This is a genomic window from Burkholderia sp. AU16741 (assembly GCF_002223345.1).
Classification (GTDB): domain Bacteria; phylum Pseudomonadota; class Gammaproteobacteria; order Burkholderiales; family Burkholderiaceae; genus Burkholderia; species Burkholderia sola.
The window spans coordinates 836966-861745 of record NZ_NKEZ01000011.1 but is presented as its reverse complement, the minus strand read 5'-3'; the positions used below and the strand labels follow the sequence as shown (position 1 = coordinate 861745).

The following is a 24780-nucleotide window of genomic DNA, read 5'->3' as shown; positions in this document are numbered from 1 at the left end:
CACCGCGCGAGTGCGATTTGCTGCGATCGGCTACGGCCTTCTCTGCCGGCATTTCGCGTCCGTCCGGCCTGCATCGCGATATTCCCGTCACTGGTATAAAAATTGCGAACCTCTCGCTCGTCGGGCTAATGGCGGCCTGACGATCACGCCATGTCGAACCGTGGCGGCCGATCACGTGGATAACAGCGTCCGCGCCAGGCACTCGCATGTCGAGCGAGTGCCTGGCGCGTTTTTTTTGCCCGTCCAACTTTACGAGCGCATACCATGGCCTACCTCACGCCCAACGAATTCGTCACCAGGATGGTCGACGCCGGTGAATCGAAGCTGTCGATGTCGACCCGCGATACGCTGATTCGCGCGTACATGGCGGGCGCGATCCTCGCGCTCGCAGCCGCCTTCGCGGTCAGCATCACGATCAACACCGGCAACGCACTGGCCGGTTCGCTGCTGTTTCCGGTGGGATTCTGCATGCTGTACCTGCTCGGCTTCGATCTGCTCACCGGCGTCTTCACGCTCGCGCCGCTCGCGGTGATCGATCGCCGGCCCGGCGCGACCTGGGGTGGCGTGTTCCGCAACTGGACGCTGGTGTTCTTCGGCAATTTCGCGGGCGCGCTGACGGTCGCGCTGTTCATGGCGATCATCTTCACATTCGGCTTTTCGGAAGCGCCGAACGCAATCGGACAGAAGATCGGCGGCATCGGCGAAGCACGCACGCTCGGTTATGCGGCGCACGGCGCCGCCGGCATGCTCACGCTGTTCGTGCGCGGCGTGATGTGCAACTGGATGGTGTCGACCGGCGTGGTCGCCGCGATGATGTCGACGTCCGTACCCGGCAAGGTGATCGCGATGTGGATGCCGATCCTCGTGTTCTTCTACATGGGCTTCGAGCACTCGGTCGTGAACATGTTCCTGTTCCCGTCCGGCCTGATGCTCGGCGCCCACTTCACGATCGTCGACTATCTGCTGTGGAACGAGATCCCGACGGTACTCGGCAACCTGGTCGGCGGGCTGGTGTTCGTCGGCGCGGCGCTGTACAGCACGCACTACAAGACCGCGCCGAAACGCGCGCCCGCTTCGCCGGTGGGTGTCGTCGCGCGTAAGGCCTGATCGCGCTGCGCAAGCCGCAACCGAACGCCGGCGAGGCGCTGAAACGCGCACCGGGTGTTGGCGTTCGAAGTTTCTGCTAACAGTGACCACAGATACTGCTCATGGGAAAACTCGTGAAAGCGCCGGCTGCAAAGTCCGAGAGCCACGTTCTGTTCGTGTCCGCACGCGTTGCGCCGGTGCAGCAGTGATAGGGGCGCTGCGAAGATTCGGCTAATACGCCTTCGAGAGCTTGCGATCCAAGCACGAGAGCGTGGCATGCCGGGGTAAGCGCTTACCTTGCTCATGCCCGGATCGCGCTCGCGTGGTTGCTCGCGAAGCCGTATGTCACGAGCGTCATCATCGGCGCCAAACGGGTCGAACAGCTGGACGACAATCTCGGCGCGGCGGGCGTCGTGCCGACCGGCGACGAGCTTGCGCGTCTGGATGCCGTGAGTGCGTTGCCGCCGAGCTATCCCGGCTGGATGATCGCTGGTCAGGAGGCGGGCGGCCGCAGCCTTTTACGGGCGCCGCGTCGATCCAGCAGCGGTGACGTCGGGCCCCGCGCGCTCGCGATTCGATACGCGGCAGCGCGAAGCGTCAAAGCGATGCGCCGCCGCACATGACGATCTGCTGCCCGGTGATCGCGCTTGCGTCCGCGCTCAGCAGGAACGCGGTCAGCGCGGCGACTTCGTCGGGCGTGATGAATCGCCCAATCGGCGGCAGCTTCGGCGGTGTGGCCGCACGCGCCGGATCGCGCAGGAACGGCGTGTCGGTCGCGCCCGGTGCGACGACATTCACGGTAATGCCGTGCGGCGCGAGTTCCGCGGCCCACGATCGCGCGAGACCGACGAGCGCGGATTTGGTCGCCGCATACTGGCTGCGCGTGGCCGCGCCGTTCGCGGTGCGGCTGCCCAGCAGCACGATGCGTCCGCCGACCGGCATCCGCGGCACCAGGCGATCGGCGAGAAACGTCGCGGCTTCGACGTGCAGCCGCCACATCGCCGCGCCGTCGTCGTGCGACAGCTGACCGAGCGGCGCGGTACGCATGAAGCCGGCCGCATGCACGAGCGCGTCGGCCGCGCCCAGCGCGTCGCACACGGGCGCGAGCGCCGCAAAGTCGGTGACGTCGACCGGCACGATCGTCAGCGAATCGTGCGCCGTTTCGACGTGCGACCGGCACAGTCCGGTGACGCGCCAGCCGTCGGCGAGAAGACGCGCGACGATCGCGCGGCCGATCCCCGACGACGCACCGGTGACGACGGCATGACGTGAACCCGAACCCGAACCCGAACCCGATTGCTCCCGTTGCGCCACGATTTCTCCCTGTTACGTGTGAACCTGCGGTGAACCGCCGGATGCGGTCGTCGCGTTCGTGCTGACTGCATGAACCGTGATCCGCGCCTGCGCATGAAACGGTTCGAGCTGCTCGTGCAGCGCGCCGTCATCCGTCACGAGCGTCCAGTCGCGTTCGAGCGGCGTCCAGTGCTGCTGGCTCGCGCGCCCGAGCTTGTCGGCGGTCACGAGCACGAACACCTCGGCGGCCTGCCGCATCACGCATTCCTTCAGATACGACTGCTCGCTGCTCGCCTCGCACAATCCCAGCTCGGCGACCACGCCGTCGGCGCCGAGAAATGCCTTGTCGACGCTGAGCCGGCTCAGCGCGATCTGCGCGAGCGGCCCGAGCGTGCTCATGCTGGACGACCGCACGTCGCCGCCGATCACCGTCACGGGCACGCCCGACGACACGAGCGGGCTCACGACCAGCAGGTTGTTGGTGACCACGTGTATGTCGGTCCGGCCGGCGAGAAGGCGCGCGAGTGCCGCCGTCGTGGTGCCGCCGTCGAGAAACACGGTGTCGCCGTCCTCGACGAACGAACTCGCCGCGTGCGCGATCGCTTCCTTCTGTTCCTGCGAACTGACGCGCCGCTCCTCGAGCGACGGTTCCGGCTCATGGCCGCCGACCGCGGCGGCGCCGCCGTACGTGCGCAGGATGCGGCGGTCGCTCGCCAGCGCTCGCAGGTCGCGGCGCACCGTCGCCTCGGACATCCCGAAGTGCTCGCACAACGTCGCAACGTCCGTCATGCCGCCGAGCACGGCCTGCAGCATCGCCTCCCGGCGCCTGGTCACTTTCATGTGCGTGATTTCCTGGTCTGATCGCATCGGCGCGCGATCGCGCGCATCTCGATCGACAAGTTTATCGAATTGCCGCACTGACCGGCCAGTTGTCGCGGCGAGCGTCATCGGCCGCGAACCCACGCTTCGTCGACGCGCACGTACTTGATCTTCTGGCGGAACCACGTGAACGCGATGTGCAATGCGCCGTCCTGCGACTGCACGATCGACGGATACGAGTATTCGCGGTTGCGCTGGTCCGCCGAGTTGTTCGTCATGCAGTACCCGTCGCCGATTTCGAGGTTGCGGCGGCGCCGCCACGTCCTGCCGCCGTCCTCCGAGATGGCCAGCGACATCGGCGCGCGCGGCGCGCCCCAGAACGCGGTGCCGCGCACGGATGCCTTCTGGTCGCGCAGCTCGCCGCTGTCCTCCGAATCCTCGATGTCGTCGTACAGCGACGCACGGCGCGCCTTGCTGTGCGACGCGTCGCTTTCGTTGAACACGAGCGCGAGGTGGCCGTTCTGCAGCACCGTGAACTGGATCGACGAATTGTTGTTCGGCACGTCGGTGCGCTCGGGCGCGCTCCACGTGCGGCCGTCCGTCGAGCGGCTCGCGTAGACGAAGTCGGCCCAGCGGCTGCGGTAGAGCGCCAGCAGCGTCCCGTCGTGCAGCATGTGAACGTTCATGTGCACGCACCCGACGCTGTCCGGCACCTCGTGCAGCGTCCACGTGCGACCCTGGTCGTCGGACACCATGACCGCGCTGACGTCGTCGTTGCCGACCCAGCGCTCGCCGGGTTCCGTGCGGCACAGGAAGATCGGGCAGATCCACGTGCCGCTGTCGAGGGCGACGATCGGCTGGCGCACGAACGTCCCCGGCCGGTCGAACAGCGTTTCGACGGGGCCCCACGTGACGCCGCCGTCCGTCGACACGCGGCGGCGCACGATCGCGGTGTTCTGATGGCCGGACAGCTGTGCGGTGTAGATCAGCCACAGGCGGCCGTCGGGTGCGGTGAACAACACCGGGTTCTGTTCGGAGCGGGTCGGGTCGTCCGACAGCTTGCGCGGCGCCGACCATTCGTTCGTTCCGGCCGCAAGCCGCGACAGGTAGATCGACACGTCGGGAATGCCTTCCTGCGTACCGCCGAACCATACGCACAGCAGGTCGCCGTTGTCGAGGCAGTGCAGGTTGGCCGCATGGTTCTGCACGCACGCGGTGGGCAGAAACGCCTCTTGACGCTCCGCGTCGGCATAGGCCGTGCGAACGCAATGATCCGACGCGGCGCGCGCCGCTTCAACGAAATTCGTGCTCATGAAATCTCTCTGGGTGGGCGACGTCAGTGCGATTCGCGATGCGCGAGCCGCTTGTCGTGGAGGTCGGCGCCCTCGCTATGGAACAGCAGCTTGCCGAGCACCAGCACGATGGCCGGCGTCACGAGTGCGACGTACATGTTGTCGATGCCGAACGGGTTGCCGAGCAAGTACCAAAGCGTGGTGGCGATCGTGGCGACGATCAGGGCCCACACGGCGCCGCGCTTGCCGCTGAAGAACGGGAGGTAGATCCCGATCAGCGCGACGATCGACACGGACAGCCGCAGCGCGCGGCTGAAGAACGACAGCGCGAGAATCTGCGGGACGAACAACACGAAGATCAGCGGCAGGAAGCCGACGACCAGCGAGATCCAGCGCGTCATTCTGAGTTCGACGTCGGGCGTCGGATTGAAGCGCGGCACATAGAAATCCTTCACGATCAGCGACGCGATGGCCAGCGCGACGGTACACACGCTGACGAAGATCGATGCAACGAGCGACGTCGTGACGACGCCGGCCAGGATCGGGTTCATGTGCTGCAGGAACACCGGCAGCGCGTACAGGCTCTTGACGCCGGGATACAGATACTTGGCCGCCACGCCGATGAAGCCCAGCGCGAGCGCGATGGGCACGCACAGGAACGCGGCGATCAGCGACGACGCACGCGCGCCCTCGGGGCTGCGAGTGGCCGAAATCGCCTGGATGATGAACTGCGTCGAGAAGATCGCACCGGCCGTGCCGATGATCCATGCGCCGATCGTGCCGCCCGACAACGCGCCGGTCCACGTGAAGTAGTGTGCGGGCATGCTCCGTGCCATCGGCGCGATGCCGCCCGACAGCTTCCACGCGACGCCGACCAGAATGGCGATGCCGAGCAGCTTCACGGCGCTGTGCACGACCGTCAGGTATGCGACGCTCTTGAGGCCGCCCCATACGAAATAGATGGTGCTGACGATCGCGGTGATGACGGCGGCCGTCGGCAGGTTGATGCGCATCACCGTCGAGATCGCCGCCGCGCCGCTCACGTAGTTGCCGACGTTCACGACGAACAGCGCGTAGATCATGATCGCGGAGACCGCGAGCTTCGCGCCGTGCCCGTATCGCTGCGCGATGAATCCGGAGATGGTGAATTCACCGGATGCATACAGGCGCTTTGCCATGAAGAGACCGAAGAGGAGAAAGCCGATGGCGGCCGCGAGCACCGACCACGATGCGGCGATGCCGGCCGAGAACGCCTCCTGCGACGTGCCGACGGTCGATTTCGCGCCGATGAATTCCGACATCAGCAGGATCGCGACCACCAGCGCGGGCATCGAACGCCCCGCCACCATGAATTGTTCGGAATTGCGGCTGCGTAGCCTGATGCTGACCACACTCGTAATGACGATGTAGGCGATCACCATCCCGATGATGGTGGCGGTATCCCAATAACTGAAGGTGGCCATCGCTTGTCTCCACGTTACCTTCGGTTGATGTGCGTTCGATGCGTCGGGCAATCCGGCCTGTGCCGGCCGGTATCGCTCGACGGTGCTGCGTGTCGTTGCGTGCGGACCGCTTACGCGACGCGTGCGACCGGCGACGGCTCGTTGCGCCGCGTCGCGAGATCCACGGCCTGGCGGAACGCTTCGAGCAGGCTGCGTTCGTCGGCGATGCCCTTGCCCGCGATGTCGAACGCGGTGCCGTGATCGACGGACGTGCGGATCACGGGCAGGCCGACCGTCACGTTCACGCCGGCTTCGAGGCCCATCACCTTGACCGGCCCGTGTCCCTGGTCGTGATACATCGCGACGACCACGTCGAAGTCGCCGCGGCCCGCGCGGAAGAACAGCGTATCGGCCGGCAGCGGACCCTCCACGTCCCAGCCGCGCGCCTGCAGGACTTCGACCGCCGGTACGATCTTCTCTTCCTCTTCGCCGTAGCCGAACAGGCCGTTCTCGCCGGCATGCGGGTTGATCCCGCACACGCCGATGCGCGGATTCGCGATGCCGGCGCGCACCAGCGTGTCGTGTGCGCGTTCGATCGTGCGTTGCACGAGGCCCGGTTCGATCTTGCGAATCGCGTCGAGCAGGCCGATGTGCGTCGTCACGTGGATCACGCGAAGATTGGGTGCGACCAGCATCATCGACACTTCGTCGATGCCGGTCAGATGCGCGAGCATTTCCGTGTGGCCGGGGAAGATATGGCCGCCGGCATGCAGCGCCTCCTTGTTCAGCGGCGCGGTGCAGATCGCGTCGAGCTCGCCTTTCGAGGTCAGCTCGACGGTGCGCGCGATGTATTGGTACGCGGCGTCCCCCGCGATCGCCGACAGCTTTCCATACGGCAGGTCGGCTGGAATCAGCGCGAGGTCGATGCAATCGACGACGCCCACACGGAACGCGCCTTCGGACGGCCGGCCGACCGCGCGCACCTGGAGGTCGACACCGGCTCTGCGGCCTGCATCGCGCAGGCGCGCGGCGTCGCCGACGACCACGGGCCGGCACTGCTCGTACACGGATGCATGCGCGAGGCTTTTCATGATGATTTCCGGTCCGACGCCGGCCGCGTCACCCATGGTGATGCCGATGATGGGACGGTTGTCCATGGCGATTCCCTTCACAAATTGGTTTGAGCCGTATCGGCCGGGTTGCCTGTGTTCGCAAGCCGGCGCCAGGCGTGATAAATCGATTCGGGTCGGCCGAAGCCGCCCGCCTTGGTCACGACGGGCAGTGCGCTATCGTGCAGCCGGCATTCGAGCAGCGGCATGCCGTCTTCGATTTCGTCGACCACGCGCAGCGCGCTCGCGCCGGCCGCGGTGAGCAATGCGCGCGCCGTTTCGCCGCCGGTCGCGAAGATTGCGCCGGCGTGGCGCACGGCAGGCGCGAGCAACGCGGCGAGCCGCGTGCAGAACAGCAGCCCGTCGTCGACGTCGCCGCGTTGCGCCTGGCTCAACGAGACGACAACATGGCGGCCGCGACGCAGCGCGTCGCTTACCACGGTCGTGACGTCGCCTTGCGAGTCATCCAGCGCCGACACGGCGACTTCGAGTGCAACGAGATTGGGCCCCGCGTTCGACTTGAGGCAGTCCAGTTGCGCGTGCGAAATGCTCGACATGCTGCCGACGACCGTCAGCACGGGCCGTTGCGGAGGCGGATGGCCGATCGCCGTGCCGCTCGTCCTGCGCGGCAGATCCAGGGCTTCGATGACGGCGGGCGCCAGCCCGGCCGAGCCGACCCAGAACACATCGCCGAGCGCCGCGGACGCGCGGGCGATGCACTGCAGGTCGCCGTCGGATTCCGCGTCGCACACGACGGCTTGCACGCGGTCGGATTGCAGGTTGCGCAGATGCGCGGCGAGTGCATCTGTGTTGCCGTGCACCGTGGCGATTGCCGCGCAGGCGACACGCAGATCCTCGGCAGACAGCAATGCAACGAGGTCGGCCTCGCCCGTGATGTGTTCGTTGCGCCAGTATTCGCTCGCTTCCACGGGCACGCCGCGTACCCATTGGCGGCCGTCCATGGTCGTGCGTCCCGAGGCCGGGTAGGCTGGGCACACGATCGCCATGCCGACGCGTGAGGCCAGCGCGGCGACTTCCGCCGCGAAGTTGCCGCGCAGCGTCGAGTCCATCTTCTTGTAGACCCGCGTGCCGGTGCCCGACAGCGACGCGACGGCGTCGACGGTGCGCCGGGCGGCCACGTCCTTCGGTGCGCGGCGCGAGTCCACGTCGATCGACAGGATGTCGACGCCGTGCGACTGCGTCGCCGCGTGCGTGGCGTCGAGCACGACCATTGCCGTCAGGCCGTGACGCAACCCGGCGACCGCGCAGTCGGCCGCGCCCGACATGTCGTCGGCGACGATCAGGAGCCGTGCCGCGGGCTGTGCGGGTGCGTTCACGGCAGCAGGCGCCGGTAGATGGACTTCATGTCGTCGAGCGTCAGCGCCTTCGGATTGTTGCCGAGCAGGCGCTTGACCTTCGACGCGGCGACCGCGAGCGCATCGAGATGCTCGTCGGACACGCCGAACTTGCGCAGATCCTGAGGAATGTCGACGGCGGCGGTCCATTCCTCCATCTTGTCGATCAGCGTGCGGGCCGCGACCGCGTCCGTGTCGGCGTTCGATGCGAGATCGAGTGCGCGCGCGACGTTCGACAAGCGGCCTTCGATCGCGTCGAGATTGAACGCCATCACGTGCGGCAGCAGCATCGCGTTCGCGACGCCGTGCGTGACGTTGAACATTCCGCCGAGCGGGTACGCGAGCGCGTGCACGGCCGCGGTGCCGGCCGCGGTGAGCGCGAGGCCGCCATACATCGAGCCGAGCATCATCGCTTCGCGCGCCTTCAGCGACTGGCCGTTTTCATAGGCTTCGACGATGTTCGCGCCGATCAGCCGCATCGACTCCATCGCGTACATGTCGCTGATCGGGTTCGCCTTCGTCGAGATGTACGATTCGAGCGCGTGCACGAACGCATCCATGCCGGTCGCGGCCGTGATCGGCTTCGGCAGGCCGAGCGTCAGCTCCGCATCGAGAATGACGATTTGCGGCAGCAGGTGACGGCTGACGATCCCGACCTTCAACGATTCGTCCGGCAGCGTCACGATCGCGTTCGGCGTGACCTCGGAGCCGGTACCGGCTGTCGTCGGCACCAGGATCATCGGCACGCCGGGGCGCTTGATCAGGTCGATGCCGAGCCAGTTCCGCAGCGGCTCGTCGTTGGTCAGACGGACTGCGAACAGTTTCGCCGCATCGAGCACGCTGCCGCCGCCGATCGACAGGATCGCCTGCGGCGCGAACGGCTCGATCTGCTCGTTGAACACGGCCTCGACGTTGCCGATCGTCGGCTCCGGCTCGACGCCGCGAATGACGCGCACGTCGACGTCCTTCGCGTTGAGCGATTCGATCACGCGATCGACGATGCCGAGCGCTTCCATCGACGGTTGCGTGATCAGCGCGATACGCTCGACCGGCGTATCGAGCAGCGCGAGCTTGTCGGGAAGCGTCGCGAGGCTGCCGGCGCCGTGAACGATGTGCTTGACTGTCTGGAAGTGGTGAGTCGTCATGCTGGGACCTGTTTCAGTGGCCGCGCGCGGTGTCGCGGTAGACGGAGAGCGCTTGCGCGAGGCGCTCGCGGGCGTGGTCGTCGAGCGGCTGCGCGGGCGCGCGCGCGGGGCCGGCCGGCATCCCGAGCATCTGCGCGGCGGTTTTCAGCACGACGGGCATCGTGCCCAGTGCGAACGCGTCGCGCAGCGCGCGCAGCGATTCCTGCGCGGCGCGCGCGCCGGCGATATCGCCGGCGTGGAACTTGTTCCAGATCGACATCACGACATCCGGGACGGCGTTGGTCGTCGCGGCGACCGCGCCGTCGCCGCCGGCGATCAGCGTCCAGAGGATCATCGAATCGGTGCCCGTGAAGACCGAGAAGTCGTCGCGCCGCAGGTTGATCAGTTGCAGCAAGCGGTCGAAATCGCCGCCGCTGTCCTTGATGCCGCGGATGTTCGGAATCTCCGCAAGACGGCGCACCGTATCGACGGTCAGCGTGATGCCGGCTTTCGCCGGAATCGTGTACAGCATGACCGGCAGCGGCGTCGCGTCGGCGATCTTCTTGTAGTGCGCGTAGAGCTCCGGCTGCGTCGCACCGTTGAAATACGGCGTGATGACAGACACCGCGTCGACGCCGGCATCGGCCATCTTCCGGTTCAGGTCGATCACGTCACGCGTTGCATACGCGCCGGTGCCCGCGATGACCGGGACGCGCGAACGCGCCTGGCTGACCGCGATCCGCGCGATGCGCAGCTTCTCTTCTTCATTCAGCGCGATGAATTCGCCATTGGTGCCGAGCACGAAGAGCCCGTGTACTCCGGCCTCGATCAGCCGCTCGACCAGCGCACGCAGACCGTCTTCATCGACGTTCTCGTTCGCCGTCATCGGCGTGATCAGCGCGGGAACGATTCCCCTGAACGAAATTGACATGCAGGCTCCATCGCGGAAGGGACGGCGGACGGAATCGCCGTCTCGTGGGTTGTGTCTCGTGTCGATAGCGGCTCGGAGCGCGCGCTTGCGGTCGCGACCGCGCCACTCCGTACTCCAGCCGGCGCAATTCGTATGACGAAACGGGGTGGCCGGTACGTTCGCCGGCTCAAATGCTCGATTCGATCAATTGGATTGCTCGGTGTGTGCATTTTAGCCGATATCATGATCGGATCAGTCAATGAAAACCCTGATATGACTAATTCAGTCATTTTTGGTCGCCGCGGCGCCCCAAAATGCGCGAACGGTTCAGTTTCGGCCGCCGGTGCTATCTGGTGCGCGCAAGCGGCCGGTGCGGCGGTGGCCCGGCGGACGGCCCGCATGACGGCGGGTTACGGTGGGGGGAGTGTCGACGTGCCAGTGCGCAGCCGGTTACGCAAATACTGCTTGCCCGAACCGGCTTAAGCTGCCTCCATGTTCGCGCAGATTTCTGAGCAGAAATCCAGGAAGGCCTCGACCGCTGCAGGCGCCAGCCGGCGCGAGGGGCGGGTGACGTACAACGGGTAGGTTTCGCCTGGCCACTCCGGGAACAACTCGATCAACGCCCCGTCGGCGATCAGATGCGCGACATTGAGGGCGAGCACCTGAGCAATGCCGGCGCCGTTCACACAGGCTTGGACCATGAAATCCACATCGGTCGTAGTCAAATGGCCGCGGGTATCGACCGGCAGTACTTCCCGACCGCGATGGAATTCCCATGAGAACGGCTTGCCACGACGCGGATCGATGTATTGGATGCACTCGTGATCGAGGAGCTTTTCCGGTCGCTTGGGCCGGCCACGCCGCGCCAGATATTCCGGCGACGCCACCGTCAGTACGCGCGTCTGGAGCAGCAGTCGTGACGTCATGGTTGACGGCGGCTGCGGTCCGAACCGCACTGCGACATCGATGCCCTCGGTCACCAAATCGCCCACGTCCGGTTGCTGCACGATCGTCAGCTCGAGACTCGGATGGCGTTCGCGCAGGAGGGGGAGTTTCGGCGCCAGGACATAGCGGGCAAAGATCGGGTTCAAGCCGACCCGCAATGCTCCGCGCACCGAGATGGCGGCACCGGAAACATAGCTGGCCGCCTCCTCGATGCCCTCGAGGTGCGGCACAGCGCGTTCATACAGGCTCTTGCCCTCGCTCGTGAGGTGCAGCGTGCGCGTCGTGCGGTTCAGCAAACGCACGCCGAGCCTTTCCTCCAGCCGGTCTATCGATCGGCTCACGCCAGAGGCCGACAGCCCCAACACTTCGCCTGCGCGGCTGAAACTGCCGGCCTCGACTACCGCGGCCAGCACACTCATTCCCGACAGCAATCGTCCGTCGAAATTCATCACGCCTCCATCTTTGAGTTTTAGCAAAAATAATGTGAATGAATCTACCTTTATCAAAGATGGCGCGCAACCTATCGTGTGAACCGTGACGTTACGAACCGCGGTTTTCCTTGGGGCGACACCCACCGAGCGGACCTCGTGGCGACCGGTCCACCGCAACTTCCAAGGAGCATTCCATGACGACGCAGCGCACTCTTTTCAAAGGCGGCACCATCCTGACGCTGGATGCCAAGGTTCCCAATCTCGCCGTGGGCGACGTCCTGGTCCAGGACGGTCGCATCGCCGCGGTCGGCGCTGCCTTGCAGGCGGACGACGCCCAGGTCATCGACGCGGCGGGTCATATCGTCATGCCGGGTCTGGTCGATGCCCATCATCACATGTGGCTCGGCGTGATGCGCCGCATGATGCCGAACGTGGACGATCTGTTCGCCTACATCGATGTGGTCGCCGAGCAGTTGGGCGCCCACTATCGCCCGCGGGACATGTACCTGAGCACGAAGCTCACGGCCGCCGCCTCGCTGGATGCCGGCATCACCACGATCATCGATGCCAGCCACAATTCGCGCAGCCCGGAACACACCGACGCCGCGCTCGATGCCCTCGAAACGACCGGCATCCGTGCATTGCACATGGTCGGCGCGGCGATGGACAAGAAAGCCTTCGCCGCGCACTTGCCGGGCGACCTGCAGCGGCTCGCGCACAATTGGAACAACGCAGGCAGCCTCGTGCGCGTGGGCCTGTTCGGCCAGCTCAATCTCGACTGGTGGAAGGTCGCACGCGAGCTGGATATGCGCATCCTGACCGAGTTCATCGGTGATCTGGCGAAGCTTGGCCCGGAATTCGCCAAGCCGGGCGTGCTGGGCACGCACAACATCTTCAATCACTGCACGCGCGTGCCGCAGGAGACATGGAAGCTGCTGGCCGATGCAGGCGTGAACGTTACGGTCAACCCGCGCTCGGACGCGCTGTTCGGCTTCGACGACGAAACCTTCGCCTATCAGCAGGCCGTGGACCACGGCCTGACCCCGGCGCTGGGTATCGATCTGGATACGGCATTCGGCAGCGACATGTTCGGAGAGATGCACGCGCTGTTCGGACAACAGCGTTCGGCCATGCGCTACCGGCGTTTCCGCGGCGAAGCCGCCGCGCCCGCTCCGATCTCCGTCGAAGCGGTGCTGAAGGCCGCAACGGTCAATGGCGCTCGCGCGGCCGGGCTCGAAGACCAGATCGGCACCCTGACGCCGGGCAAGCAGGCCGACATCATCATGGTCCGTACCAACGGGGTGGCCGTTTTCCCGGTGACCCACGCAATCGGGACGGTTGTGCAGGCTGTCGAGCGGGCTGACGTGGACACCGTGATGGTGGCCGGCCAACTGCGCAAGCGTGCAGGCCAACTGATCGGCGTCGACCTGGCCAAGCTCAACGCAGATGTCACGGCCTCGCGCGACTACCTGATCGAAGCCAGCGGCTATCGCACGGATCTCTTCACCACGGCCTGACGACGGAGGGGCCCGGCGCGCCGGGCCGTTCTGCCGCATTTTCATGCGCATCTCACTGGAGGCTTTCATGCAAGCTTTCGCCAACAAGCAGGCGGTGCAGGCCGACACCGCACCTGTACTCCTGTCGCGCCCGGCAACGGGCATCATTGCCGCGCTGTTTTGCGGCTACCTGGCAGTCGGCCTGCCATTGCCGGTGATTCCGCTGTTCGTTCACGGCCACCTTGGCTTCAACAACGTGGTTGTGGGCCTGGTGATCGGCATTCAGTTTCTCGCGACCGTGCTTACTCGCGGCTACTCCGGACGGGTGGTCGACCATCAAGGCGGCAAGCGTTCCGCACTACAAGGCGCTGTCATTTCCGCGTTGGCGGGGGGCTTGTATCTGGTGGCGTCCGTGCCCGGCTTGTCGTCCACCACTAGCCTGGGCATCGTGGTGGCCGGCCGTCTCATGGCCGGCTTCGGTGAAAGCCAGTTCGTCACGGGTTGCGTGTCCTGGGCGATCGCGTCGGTTGGGCCTCAGCGCGCCGGCATGTCGATGTCCTGGACCGGCATCGCGATGTTCGCCGCCCTGTCCATCGGTGCACCCGTGGGCATGGCGCTGTATCAAAGGCATGGCTTGGCGGCCGCGATGATCGCCTGCATCGTGGCGCCGGTTCTTGCCGCGCTGATCACATTGCGCTCAACCGCGTATCTGTCCCCCGGCGGTGTGCGACTGCCGTTCTATCGCGTGGTCAATCGCATCTGGCGGGAAGGGCTTGGACTGATGTTGCAGGGTGTAGGACTGTCCGGTCTCACGGCGTTCGCCTCGTTGTACTTCGCGGCACGCCACTGGGGCAATGCAGGGCTGGTGATGACGGCATTCGGCATCGGCTTCATCTTTGTTCGAGTCGTGCTGGGGCATCTGCCTGACCGCATGGGTGGCTATCGCGTCGCGGCGTGGTCGCTGGCGGGCGAAGCCATCGGACAGGCGATGTTGTGGCTTGGGCCGAATGAGTGGACCGCGCTTGCCGGCGCATTGGTGACGGGCCTCGGTTGCGCGCTGGTTTTCCCGGCCTTGGGTGTCGAAGCGCTCAAGCGCGTACCGCCGGCCAACCGTGGCAGCGCGATGGGCGCCTTCGTGGCCTTTCTCGACATCGCCTACGGCATTTCAGGGCCAGCCGCCGGCCTGATTGCCGGGCAATTCGGTTATGCCGCCGTCTACTTGTTCGGCGCTGCCTGCGCGCTGCTGGGCGTCCTGCTCGTGGCCGCTGCTCGCGGCCAGCAAACTTGAACTTCAATCAGCGCCGCATGGGCAGCGCCCAGCGGCTCATTTCGGGAGAAACAACATGTCTCGCGTCTTCATTTCCGGTTCGTCCACTGGCCTCGGCCTGATGGCCGCCGAACTGCTGGTACAACAAGGGCACGCGGTCGTGCTGCACGCGCGCAATGCCAACCGCGCAGAAGACACACGGCGCGCATTGCCCCAAGCGGAGGCGGTCGTTGTCGGTGATGTGGAAACGATTGCTGGCGCCAAAAACGTCGCGGAGCAGGTCAACGCCTTGGGTCACTTCGACGCCGTAATCCATAACGCCGCGGTCGGTTACCGTGAAGGGCATCGCGTCACGAGCGACGGCCTGCCGCACGTCTTCGCGATCAACACGCTGTCAGCCTACATACTCACTGCGCTGATCGAACCTCCGCGGCGTCTCGTCTATTTGAGTTCAGGCATGCATCACCATGCGCAGGCCAATCTCGACGATATTCTTTGGCGCAAGCGTCGTTGGAACGGCTCAGAAGCCTATGCGGAGAGCAAGCTGCACGACGCGATGCTGGCGTTCGCCGTTGCGCGCCGCTGGCCGGAAGTCCGCGTCAACAGTTTGGAGCCCGGCTGGGTTCCCACGAAGATGGGCGGGCCGGGCGCGCCGGACGACATGGATCAGGCGCATCGAACGCAGGTCTGGCTTGCCGCTGGTGACGATCCTCGCGCAAATGTGACCGGCGAATACTTCTATCATATGAAACGCATGGCAGCGAATCCTCAAGCGCGCGATGCTGCCTTGCAGGACCCACTCCTGCGCATATGCGAAGAGCTGTCGGGCATCGCGCTTCCGCGATGATGAGCGATCGACCGATGCTCGCGTGCATCGGTCGATCGTGGCACCGTCGACGTGCCAGCAACGCCTCATGTCCTGGCCGGACGCGAGCCGCGATGGCGGTGTGACTTATGACCGGCCGATGCGGAAACCTTATTCCTACAGAAGTCCGCAAAGGCTCGAAACGCGGCTGAAGGAAGACGCTGCCGTGGATAGTACAGGGCGTGCCCCTCGAATGGCGGCGTCCACTTCTCCAAAACCCGGACCAAGCTGCCGTTGCCGAGAAATGATTCAGCCTCGCGTGCCTCGACGAAGGCCAGACCCGCACCACCGGCCGCAGCCTTGGCGGCGAGTTGCGTGGTGCCGATCGTCAATCTTCCCGCCGTTTTTATCCACGTTTCCCCGGAGCCTTTGGCAAGCTCCCAGCGCATCAGCGATCCACTCGGCAGGCGCGCCTGTATACATGCGTGGTTAACCAGATCTCCAGGCGTTTTCGGCGTGCCGTATTTCTTGAGATAGTCCGGGGAACCAACGATTACCAACGCCTCGTCAATCTCGAGGGGCAGAGCGATCATGTCTTCCGGCACGAGCGAAGCAAGACGTAATCCGGCATCGAATCCCTCACCGACAATATCCACCAGGCGTCCCTCGGTAACGAGGTCGATCCGCACGTCCGGGTATTGCTCCATGAACTCAAGAACGAAGGGCAGTATTCGGTCGGCTGCCCACGTCGAGGCATTGAGACGAATCAAGCCGGCAGGATGATCACGCAACTGGTGGACGCCTTCCACCGCCTCGGTAATTTCCTTCAATGCCGGCCGCACCTTCGCAAGAAAGGTCTCGCCTGCCTCGGTCAAAGACTGTTCGCCGTCTTCGAGGGCGCGTCGGACGATGCGATTCGGCGGCAGTTCGACGTGAACGTTTTTGGCCCGATGGATGTCGTTCGTGCCATCCTGCCGCATTTCCGCGCGAATGGTGCGGGCACCATTATCAATGTCAGTTCGGGCGCTGGCGCTATCGGATTCCCGATGGCCTCGATCTATAGCGCGTCGAAGTTCGCCCTGGAAGGATGGTCGGAAGGTCTGTCCTATGAACTCTCTGCCCTCGGGATCAAGGTGAAGCTCGTTGAGCCGGGCGGTGCACCTCAGACTAACTTCATGAGCCGCATGGGCGCGGAAGCTGCCGGTGTGCAGGCAATCGACGCCTATGAGCCGTTCCTCCAGCACGTGGGGCAACTTTACGGAGGCATGGCCAGCACCGCGCAGCCGGACGCCGTCGAGAAGGTTGTCGGCGCAATCTACGCAGCCGCTACCGATGGCTCCGATCGACTCCGCTCTGCGCCGACCGAGGACATCCATCCGTTGCTGAACGCTCGCCGCAGTAGCTCGGAAGACGACTATCGTGCGCTCACGCTGAGTCTGTTCGCCCCAAGGCTCGAGGAAGACTAACCAATGTCGAACCTTCAACGCACCTGGTTGATCACCGGTGTCGGCAGCGGCCTCGGCCGAGCGCTGGCGGAACAGTTGCTTGCGTGCGGAGACCAGGCGGCCGGCACGCTTCGCACGCCCGGCGCACCGGCTGATCTGAAAGCCAACTATGGCGACCGTCTTTGGCGGGCGCAGCTGGATGCTACGGACACCATCGCCATCAGGGAAGTGACTGCCCACGCCTTCGCAGATCTCGGCCGGATCGATGTCGTCGTGAACAATGCCGGCTATGGCGTCCTTGGCGCCGCCGAGGAATTAACCGACGAGCAAATCGATCGTCTGATCGCAACCAACCTTGTTGGCTCGATGCAGGTTGCCCGCGCCGTCGCTTTTTTCGGGTGACGGAGCGTTCGGTGGCGTGCCGAGGCACGGCGTACAGCGCACCGGCTCGTGGCCGGAATCCACGTCGCGGATCACGCATTGCGTGGAGCCGTGGGCCGGCGCGAAATGGGCGAAGAACGGGGCGCATGTTCGAGACCGGATGCGAGTCAGTAGACCGAAGCGTTGCGCGGCGATCGTTCCTGCCATCCAAGAGGCTCGATAATACGTTCGTTTCCTGTGATTTATCGCCACCATGCCAAACCCATTCCCGTCGACCCCGCGCAATACCATCCTGCTCATCGGCGCCTCCGGCCTGCTCGGCCGCGCGGTTGCGACCTGCCTGGCTCGCGAACCGTCGCTGACGCCGCTGGCCACCATCCGGAACCCGCAAACCGCCGGCGCGAAACTTCTCGCGCTGCCGCCGGAAAACGTCGCCGAGCTCGACGTCCTCGACCAGCCGTCCCTCGAACGCGTCTTTGAAACTCACCGACCGGCGGCGGTGATTCTTTGCGCGGCCGAACGCCGCCCCGACGTCTGCGAACGCGACCCGGCCGCGGCCCGCGCCATCAACGTTGTCGCGCCGGCCCGCGTCGGCGCGCTTGCCGCGCGATACGGCGCATGGACGCTCGGCATTTCGACCGACTACGTCTTCGACGGCAAGGCCGCCCCCTACGGCGAGGACGCCACCCCGAATCCGCTGAACATCTACGGCCGCACCAAACTGGAAGGCGAGGCTGCGCTCCTGGCCGCGTCGCCGCTGTCGTGCGTGCTGCGCCTGCCGCTGCTCTTCGGCCCGATCGCCGACTGGAGCGAATCGGCCGTCACGACCCTCGTGCCGGCCGTCGTCGCGTCGGCGCGGCCGGGCGCGGACGCGGTCGGCATGGACGCATGGGCGATCCGTTACCCGACCTACACGCCGGACGTCGCGCAAGTCATCCGCGACCTGACGCTGCGTCATCTCGCGGGTGAATCCGTCACGGGCATTCGCCATTGGTCGGGCGAGGAGCCGATGACGAAGTACGACATCGCGCAGCGCATCGCGGCCGCGCTCGGCATCGACGCGTCGCTCGCGCCGATCACCCAGCCGACCGACACGACGCCGCGCCCGTACGACTGTCATCTGGATGCGGCGCGCGTGCGCGCGCTCGGGATCGATCACGCGACGCCGTTCGATACCGCGTTGCGGGCCGTGCTGCGCGATGCGCCGCAGGCGCGGTAGCCCGCCGACATCCATTCGCGAATCCGCCGCGGGTCGTGCAGCGGCTCAATCCCTCTCCGGGAGTCACGCGTGCTGCCGCCCGATCTTCATTGACCCAACGCGGCCCCCGCGCCGCTGACGATGGTGGGCCGCTCGACCCCGATGCAGAGGCCGTATTGCGCGTCGCCATCCCATTCGGCCACGCGCAGCACCCGCGAGCCGCCATTCCTCAGACATGTTTCGTGGTCGAGCGGGCGTGCGATCGAATTCAAAATTTGTCTAGTCATCCGTGAGATTCGATCACTCGAATTGCACCAAACATGTGCCGGGATTCCCCGCAACGATGCACGCTAGGCCCTTGAAATTAGGGGATTTCCCGCGTTTACCCGGTTTTTATTGACCACGACTTGCTACGCCGTTTTTGTTCTTGCATGCTTGTATAGACAAATTCCTGAGGCGGCTTGCTGCACCGAAGGGATGGCGAACCTCAACGCAAGGAGAAATCTCGTGAACGGCAAGCGCATCAAGTGGGCAATCAGGACGATCGGCGTCATCGCGGCTGCGGCGGCAACGCTCGCGGCGCCGGTCCAGGCCAAGGAATGGAAGACGGTGACGGTCGCGCTCGAAGGCGGCTACGCGCCGTGGAACCTCACGCTGCCGGGCGGCAAGCTGGGCGGTTTCGAACCGGAGCTGCTCGCCAACGTGTGCGAGCGGATCAAGGTGCAGTGCAACATGGTCGCGCAGGATTGGGACGGGATGATTCCCGGCCTGCAGGCCGGCAAGTTCGATGTCCTGATGGATGCGATTTCCATCACGCCCGATCGCGAAAAGATCCTGCTGTTCTCGCGTCCGTATGCGGCGACGCCGGCGACGTTCGCCGTCACCGATACGAAGATTCTGCCGAAGGCCGCGCCCGGCGCACCGATCGTCAAGCTCACGGGTGACGCCAACGCGGACAAGCCCACCGTCGACATGCTGCGCAAGCAGCTGAAGGGCAAGACGATCGGTATCCAGTCGGGCACCGTCTACACGAAATTCATCAACGACAGCTTCAAGGACATCGCGTCGATTCGCGTGTACAAGACGTCGCCCGAACGCGATCTCGATCTGGTCGCGGGGCGCATCGATGCGTCGTTCGACGACGTCACGTACTACGCGGCGAACAACGCGAAGAAGGACAACGCATCGATCGTGCTCGCGGGGCCGAAGCTCGGCGGCCCGATCTGGGGGCCGGGCGAGGGGCTCGCGTTTCGCAAGCAGGATGCCGACCTGAAGACGAAGTTCGATACGGCGATCGCCGCGGCGCTCGCGGACGGCACCGTGAAGAAGCTCGCCGACAAGTGGTTCAAGACCGACGTCACGCCGTAAGCGCGCGTTCGGCCGCCGCCGCGTAAGGTCGTCGAACGACGCGCGGCGGCACGCATCCAGCGGATTCATTCAACGCATGCAGGGAGGCACGCATGGAGATTCTTGAAATGCTCGGCTTCGGTACCGAAGGCTGGGGCGGTGTGCTGCTTCTCGCCGCATTGATGACGGTCGCGCTGACGCTCGCGGCGCTCGCGGTCGGCGCCGTGATCGGTGCGGCGATCGCGGCCGCGAAGCTGTCGCGCTACCGCAGCCTGCGCCTGCTCGGCGATCTGTATACGACGGTATTTCGCGGCGTGCCCGAACTGCTCGTCATCTATCTGTTCTACTTCGGCGGCTCGACGCTCGTGACGGCCGTCGGCCAGTGGTTCGGCGCAGAAGGCTTCATCGGCGTGCCGCCGTTCGTGATCGGTGCGCTCGCGGTCGGGATGATCTCGGGCGCCTATCAGGCAGAGGTCTATCGCGCGGCTGTGCTCGCGGTGTCGAAAGGCGAGCTCGAAGCGGCGCGCTCGATCGGCATGCCGCGCGGCATGGTGCTGCGGCGCATCCTGGTGCCGCAGGTGCTGCGCTTCGCGCTGCCCGGTATCGGCAACGTGTGGCAACTGAGCCTGAAGGATTCCGCACTGATCTCGGTTACCGGTCTCGCCGAGTTGCTCCGCACGAGCCAGATCGCCGCCAATTCGACGCACCAGTACTTCGTGTTCTTCGTCGCGGGCGGTGCGCTGTATCTGCTGATGACGGGCTTGTCGAACCGCGTGTTCAACCGGGCGGAAGCGATCGTCGGCCGGTCGTTCCGCCGCAATTTCGCGCGCAACTGACGGAGAACGGGCATGTCCATCGATTTCGCTTTTCTCGTCGATACGCTGCGCCAGCTGCTCGCGGCCGTACCGACCACGCTCGGCCTGTTCTTCGCATCGCTGGTGCTCGGCGGCCTGCTGTCGCTCGTGATCGTCACGATGCGCGTGTCGCCGCGCTGGCTGCCGAACCGCTTCGCGCGTGCGTATATCCTCGTATTCCGCGGCTCGCCGCTGCTGATCCAGATGTTCCTCGTGTATTACGGGCTCGGCCAGTTCGGCGTGATCCGCGAGAGCTTCATGTGGCCGCTGCTGCGCGAACCGTACGTCTGCGCGGTGCTGTCGCTTGCGCTGTGCACCGCCGGCTACACGGCCGAAATCCTGCGCGGCGGGTTGATGGCCGTACCGGTCGGGCAGATCGAGGCCGGCTATTCGATCGGCCTGTCGGGCTTCGCGCTGCTGCGGCGCGTGATCGGCCCGATCGCGCTGCGCCAGTGCCTGCCCGCGTATTCGACCGAGGCCGTGCTGCTCGTCAAGTCGACCGCGCTGGCGAGCCTCGTCACGGTGTGGGAAGTGACGGGCGTCGCGCAGCAGATCATTCAGCAAACCTACCGGACGACCGAGGTGTTCGTCTGTGCGGCTCTGATCTATCTGGGCCTGAACTTCATCGTCGTGCGCCTGCTCGGCGCGCTCGAATGGCGGCTCTCCGGGCACCTGCGTGCGCCGAAGCCGTCCGGTGCGCCCGCCGCGGCGGCGCGCAATCCTCAGCGCGCCGCCTCCTGAGCGTCCCCGTCCTTTCAAAGAGAATCCGATGAACACCACTGCTCCCGTTGCGCTGTCGGTCAGAAACATCCACAAGTCGTTCGGCGATCATCACGTGTTGAAGGGCATTTCGCTCGACGCGCACGAGGGGGACGTCATCTCGATCCTCGGCGCGAGCGGATCGGGCAAGAGCACGTTCCTGCGCTGCCTGAACCTGCTCGAGACGCCCGACGACGGCTCCGTCGCGCTCGCGGGCGAAGAACTGGCGATGAAGCGCGCGCGCGACGGCAAGCTGCATCCGAGCGACCGGCGCCAGGTCGACCGGATCCGCTCGCAGCTCGGGATGGTGTTTCAGAACTTCAACCTGTGGTCGCACATGACGGTGCTCGACAACCTCGTCGAGGGGCCGCTGCGCGTGCAGAAGCGCAGTCGCGCGGAAGCGGTGGAGGAGGCCGAGGCGCTGCTCGCACGCGTCGGTCTCGCGGACAAGCGCGGCTACTATCCCGCGCACCTGTCGGGCGGCCAGCAGCAACGCGTCGCGATTGCCCGCGCGCTGGCGATGCATCCGAAGGTGATGCTGTTCGACGAACCGACGTCGGCGCTCGACCCGGAGCTGGTCGGCGAGGTGCTGCGCGTGATGCGCTCGCTGGCGGAGGAGGGGCGCACGATGCTGGTCGTCACGCATGAAATGGGTTTTGCACGCCACGTGTCGAATCGCGTGATGTTCCTGCATCAGGGCGAGGTCGATACGGACGGTACGCCCGACGAAGTGTTCGGCGGGCAGACCTCCGAGCGCTTCCGGCAATTCGTGTCGAGCCACCACGACCGCACCGCGAACTGAGGCTGCCATGACCGTATTCCGTGCGGCGCAGCCGCTCGACTGGCGGCAGGTTGCGGCGGTGGCGGCCGGCGAGCCGCTGGCGTTGGCCGACGATGCGCGCGCGCGCGTCGCGGCCGCTCGCGAACTCGTCGACGAGATCGTTGCGCGCGGGATTCGCGCCTATGGCGTCAATACCGGCGTCGGCGCGCTGTGCGACGTGATCGTATCGCCGGCCCAGCAGAGCACGCTGTCGCACAACATCCTGATGAGCCATGCGGTGGGCGTCGGCCTGCCGCTCGGCGCGGCCGAAACGCGCGCGATCATCGCGGCCGCGATCAACAACTATGCGCACGGGCATTCGGGCGTCCGGGCCGACGTCGTCGAACAGCTCGTCGCGCTGCTCGAGCACGATTGCCTGCCCGAAGTGCCGGCCCACGGCTCGGTCGGGTACCTGACGCACATGGCGCACGTCGCGCTCGTCTGCGTCGGGCACGGCCATGCGCGCCTGCGAGGCGAACGCATGCGCGGCGACGAGGCGCTGCGGCGCATCGGCCGCGCACCGCTCGTTCTCGGCGCGAAGGAGGGGTTGAGCCTGGTCAACGGGACGCCGTGCGTCACGGGGCTGGCGGCATTCGCGCTGGCGCGCGCCGAGCGGTTGCTCGACTGGGCCGACTGGATCGCGGCGATGAGCTTCGAGAATCTCGGCGGGCAACTCGCCGCATTCGATCCGGCTTCGCTCGCGTTGCGGATTTCGCCCGGTATCGGTCAGGTCGGCGGCCGTTTGCGTGCGCTGCTGGCGGACAGCGGCATGCTGGCCGCGGCGAGCGGCCGGCATACGCAGGATCCGCTCAGCCTGCGCACGATTCCGCACGTGCACGGCGCGGCGCGCGACGTGTTCGACGTCACGGCGGAGGTCGTCGATCGCGAACTCGCGTCCGTCACCGACAATCCGATCGTCGCCGGCACGCGGGAGGCGCCGGCCGTGCATTCGCAGGCGCATGCGGTCGGCGCCGGCATCGCACTCGCGATGGACAGCCTCGCGGCGGCGATGGCCCAGGTCGCGGCGATTGCCGAACGGCGTCTCGACCGGCTCGTGAATCCGCTCGTCAGCGGGTTGCCGGCGTTTCTTGCCGCACCGGGAGGCAGTTGTTCGGGTTTCATGATCGCGCAGTACACGGCGGTCGCGCTGGTCGCGCAGAATCAGCGGCTTGCCGCGCCGGCGAGCCTCGACGGCGGCATCACGTCGGGGCTGCAGGAAGATCACCTGTGTCACGCGACGCCGGCCGCGCTGAAGGCGCTCGACATCATCGAGAATACGACGCGCGTGCTCGCGATCGAACTGCTGGCGGCCGCGCAGGCGTACGACCTGCAGCCGGCCGGAACGGCGCGGGCCGCGTCGACCGACGCGCTGTGGCGGCATGTGCGCGAACGCGTGCCGGCGTATCACGACGACCGGCCGCTCGCGGACGATATCGCGATCGCGGCCGGCATCGTCGCCGGTGCGGCGCCGTCGTTGCAGTGACGACGGTCAAGGACGGGCCGATTGCCCCACATTCATCCGGTCGAGGGCGCATGAGCGAAACGGAACGCAAACTTTCCGCACGGCAGGCGTCGGCATCGGCCGACACCGTACCGGCGCGGGCGCTGCCGGCCTATCAGCAGATCAAGCGCTACGTCGTCGAGCGGATCGCGAAGGGCGACTGGAAGCCCGGCGCCGCGATCCCGACCGAGGCGGAACTGGTCAAGGAATTCGGCGTGGCCCGGATGACGGTGTCGCGCGCGCTGCGCGAACTGACGGCCGAGCGCGTGCTGACCCGCATCCAGGGTGCCGGCACGTTCGTCGAGCGCCGGCATTACGAGTCGACGGTGCTGGAGATCCGCAACATCGCGGACGAGATCGCCGAGCGCGGCCATCGGCACAGTGCGCGCGTGCTGATGATCGAGCGCAGCGTCGACCCGGACGGGATCGACGCGCTCGGACTGCGCGCCGGGCCGGTGTTTCATTCGCGGATCGTGCATTACGAGGAGGACGAACCGATCCAGTTCGAGGATCGCTACGTCAATCCGGCGTTGTTTCCCGCGTATCTGGAGCAGGACTTCACGCTCGAGACGCCGAATCATTACATGGTGCGACTGGCGCCGATCCAGCGTGCGGAGTTCCAGATCTACGCGGAGAAGCCCAATGCGCAGGTGCGCCGGCATCTCGTGATGGAAATCGGTGAGCCGTGTTTGCTGTTGCGACGCCGGACGTGGGTGGGCGAGCAGGTCGCCACGTCGGTCAGGCTGTGGCATCCGGCGTCGCGGTTTCATCTGGCGGGAAACATGTAGGGAAGCAGGGGCCTGGGCGGAGCGGGCCGTTTGCCGCATCGGCCGGGAGCGTCGGGGAACCGGGCGGGCGCAGCGCGCCGCCGCCGCGCATCGCGCATCGTCCGGCTCGATTTGACACCTGGCGTCGTCGCCGCTTAAAGTCGCGACGCGGGGCGGTGGGTCAAGCACACCCCCGGAACAGGCAGTCGATGTTCCAGGACCACGGGGCTACCCCGTGGATCAGATCGATACGCCGATGCGTCGCAAGCGCGCATGTTGCGCGTTGCGCAACGACGGCGCTCGCAGCACCAGCCACGTTGGCTCATCGTCCCGC

General features: G+C 65.9%; 24 protein-coding genes and 1 pseudogene. 14 read left to right on the top strand and 11 right to left on the bottom strand.

Translation table 11 applies throughout. The annotated features are described in order from the left end of the window. The first annotated feature begins 264 nt into the window (after positions 1-264). A complete protein-coding gene (locus CFB89_RS32965; protein WP_034204814.1) occupies positions 265-1107 on the top strand; it encodes a formate/nitrite transporter family protein in 843 nt (280 codons plus the stop codon). 284 nt (positions 1108-1391) lie between these two features. Beyond that, positions 1392-1709, top strand: a pseudogene (locus CFB89_RS32960) (aldo/keto reductase); the annotation flags it as partial. Here the strand turns inward: CFB89_RS32960 and CFB89_RS32955 are convergent. The 9 genes from CFB89_RS32955 to CFB89_RS32915 all read right to left on the bottom strand — a co-directional run bounded on the left by CFB89_RS32955 (position 1684) and on the right by CFB89_RS32915 (position 11824). Next, complete coding sequence (locus tag CFB89_RS32955) at positions 1684-2400, bottom strand: SDR family NAD(P)-dependent oxidoreductase (RefSeq protein WP_089471606.1); 717 nt, start codon at positions 2398-2400, stop codon at positions 1684-1686. The pseudogene CFB89_RS32960 and the gene CFB89_RS32955 sit on opposite strands and share 26 nt — an antisense overlap. Before the next feature lie 12 nt (positions 2401-2412). Next, the gene (locus tag CFB89_RS32950; protein ID WP_089471605.1) at positions 2413-3219 is read right to left on the bottom strand and encodes a DeoR/GlpR family DNA-binding transcription regulator; all 807 of its coding nucleotides are present in this window, start codon (positions 3217-3219) and stop codon (positions 2413-2415) included. A 104-nt stretch (positions 3220-3323) separates the two neighbouring features. Continuing rightward, positions 3324-4511: an exo-alpha-sialidase gene (locus CFB89_RS32945; RefSeq protein ID WP_089471604.1), complete on the bottom strand. Its 1188-nt coding sequence runs from the start codon at positions 4509-4511 to the stop codon at positions 3324-3326. 23 nt (positions 4512-4534) lie between these two features. Next, a complete protein-coding gene (locus CFB89_RS32940) occupies positions 4535-5953 on the bottom strand; it encodes a sodium:solute symporter family protein (protein ID WP_089471603.1) in 1419 nt (472 codons plus the stop codon). 110 nt (positions 5954-6063) lie between these two features. Beyond that, positions 6064-7089: a 4-hydroxythreonine-4-phosphate dehydrogenase PdxA gene (gene pdxA / locus CFB89_RS32935; RefSeq protein WP_089471602.1), complete on the bottom strand. Its 1026-nt coding sequence runs from the start codon at positions 7087-7089 to the stop codon at positions 6064-6066. A gap of 11 nt (positions 7090-7100) precedes the next feature. Further along, positions 7101-8378 carry a four-carbon acid sugar kinase family protein gene (locus tag CFB89_RS32930; RefSeq protein ID WP_089471601.1) on the bottom strand — a complete coding sequence of 426 codons (1278 nt, stop codon included), beginning with the start codon at positions 8376-8378 and terminating at the stop codon, positions 7101-7103. Beyond that, entirely contained in the window at positions 8375-9541 is a 1167-nt protein-coding gene (locus tag CFB89_RS32925; protein WP_089471600.1) for an iron-containing alcohol dehydrogenase, read from the bottom strand. Before CFB89_RS32925 ends, CFB89_RS32930 begins: the two co-directional genes overlap by 4 nt. Positions 9542-9554: 13 nt before the next feature. Then, complete coding sequence (dapA, locus tag CFB89_RS32920) at positions 9555-10451, bottom strand: 4-hydroxy-tetrahydrodipicolinate synthase (protein ID WP_089471599.1); 897 nt, start codon at positions 10449-10451, stop codon at positions 9555-9557. 458 nt (positions 10452-10909) lie between these two features. Next, entirely contained in the window at positions 10910-11824 is a 915-nt protein-coding gene (locus CFB89_RS32915; protein ID WP_089471598.1) for a LysR family transcriptional regulator, read from the bottom strand. Between the two features lie 176 nt (positions 11825-12000). Here CFB89_RS32915 and CFB89_RS32910 point away from each other — a divergent pair, with 176 nt between their 5' ends. The 3 genes from CFB89_RS32910 to CFB89_RS32900 all read left to right on the top strand — a co-directional run bounded on the left by CFB89_RS32910 (position 12001) and on the right by CFB89_RS32900 (position 15416). After that, positions 12001-13323, top strand: coding sequence for an amidohydrolase family protein (locus CFB89_RS32910; protein WP_089471597.1), 1323 nt, complete (start codon positions 12001-12003; stop codon positions 13321-13323). 67 nt (positions 13324-13390) lie between these two features. Next, complete coding sequence (locus tag CFB89_RS32905) at positions 13391-14590, top strand: arabinose transporter (RefSeq protein WP_179233577.1); 1200 nt, start codon at positions 13391-13393, stop codon at positions 14588-14590. 55 nt (positions 14591-14645) lie between these two features. Then, positions 14646-15416: an SDR family NAD(P)-dependent oxidoreductase gene (locus CFB89_RS32900; RefSeq protein WP_089471595.1), complete on the top strand. Its 771-nt coding sequence runs from the start codon at positions 14646-14648 to the stop codon at positions 15414-15416. Positions 15417-15481: 65 nt separating this feature from the next. On the opposite strand, the gene CFB89_RS32895 is transcribed toward CFB89_RS32900, so the two are convergent. Next, complete coding sequence (locus tag CFB89_RS32895) at positions 15482-16204, bottom strand: LysR substrate-binding domain-containing protein (RefSeq protein WP_179233576.1); 723 nt, start codon at positions 16202-16204, stop codon at positions 15482-15484. Between CFB89_RS32895 and CFB89_RS32890 the strand changes: the two genes are divergently transcribed. The 3 genes from CFB89_RS32890 to CFB89_RS32880 all read left to right on the top strand — a co-directional run bounded on the left by CFB89_RS32890 (position 16154) and on the right by CFB89_RS32880 (position 18419). Then, complete coding sequence (locus tag CFB89_RS32890) at positions 16154-16840, top strand: SDR family NAD(P)-dependent oxidoreductase (protein ID WP_089471594.1); 687 nt, start codon at positions 16154-16156, stop codon at positions 16838-16840. The two genes, CFB89_RS32895 and CFB89_RS32890, sit on opposite strands and share 51 nt — an antisense overlap. A 3-nt stretch (positions 16841-16843) precedes the next feature. Further along, complete coding sequence (locus tag CFB89_RS32885; RefSeq protein WP_089471593.1) at positions 16844-17221, top strand: SDR family NAD(P)-dependent oxidoreductase; 378 nt, start codon at positions 16844-16846, stop codon at positions 17219-17221. 232 nt (positions 17222-17453) lie between these two features. Then, positions 17454-18419, top strand: coding sequence for an SDR family oxidoreductase (locus CFB89_RS32880; RefSeq protein WP_089471592.1), 966 nt, complete (start codon positions 17454-17456; stop codon positions 18417-18419). Between the two features lie 86 nt (positions 18420-18505). On the opposite strand, the gene CFB89_RS32875 is transcribed toward CFB89_RS32880, so the two are convergent. Continuing rightward, positions 18506-18685 carry a hypothetical protein gene (locus CFB89_RS32875; protein ID WP_089471591.1) on the bottom strand — a complete coding sequence of 60 codons (180 nt, stop codon included), beginning with the start codon at positions 18683-18685 and terminating at the stop codon, positions 18506-18508. Positions 18686-18905: 220 nt separating this feature from the next. Between CFB89_RS32875 and CFB89_RS32870 the strand changes: the two genes are divergently transcribed. The 6 genes from CFB89_RS32870 to hutC all read left to right on the top strand — a co-directional run bounded on the left by CFB89_RS32870 (position 18906) and on the right by hutC (position 24467). Continuing rightward, positions 18906-19766 carry a transporter substrate-binding domain-containing protein gene (locus CFB89_RS32870; RefSeq protein ID WP_089471741.1) on the top strand — a complete coding sequence of 287 codons (861 nt, stop codon included), beginning with the start codon at positions 18906-18908 and terminating at the stop codon, positions 19764-19766. 92 nt (positions 19767-19858) lie between these two features. Beyond that, positions 19859-20581, top strand: a complete 723-nt coding sequence (locus CFB89_RS32865; protein WP_089471590.1) for an ABC transporter permease — start codon at positions 19859-19861, stop codon at positions 20579-20581. 12 nt (positions 20582-20593) lie between these two features. Further along, the gene (locus CFB89_RS32860) at positions 20594-21340 is read left to right on the top strand and encodes an ABC transporter permease (protein WP_089471589.1); all 747 of its coding nucleotides are present in this window, start codon (positions 20594-20596) and stop codon (positions 21338-21340) included. Between the two features lie 28 nt (positions 21341-21368). Beyond that, positions 21369-22160, top strand: a complete 792-nt coding sequence (locus tag CFB89_RS32855) for an ABC transporter ATP-binding protein (RefSeq protein ID WP_089471588.1) — start codon at positions 21369-21371, stop codon at positions 22158-22160. A gap of 7 nt (positions 22161-22167) precedes the next feature. Then, on the top strand, positions 22168-23661 hold the full coding sequence (locus CFB89_RS32850; protein WP_089471587.1) for an aromatic amino acid ammonia-lyase: 1494 nt from the start codon (positions 22168-22170) through the stop codon (positions 23659-23661). A gap of 50 nt (positions 23662-23711) precedes the next feature. Next, on the top strand, positions 23712-24467 hold the full coding sequence (gene hutC / locus CFB89_RS32845) for a histidine utilization repressor (RefSeq protein WP_089471586.1): 756 nt from the start codon (positions 23712-23714) through the stop codon (positions 24465-24467). The last annotated feature ends 313 nt before the right edge of the window (positions 24468-24780 follow it).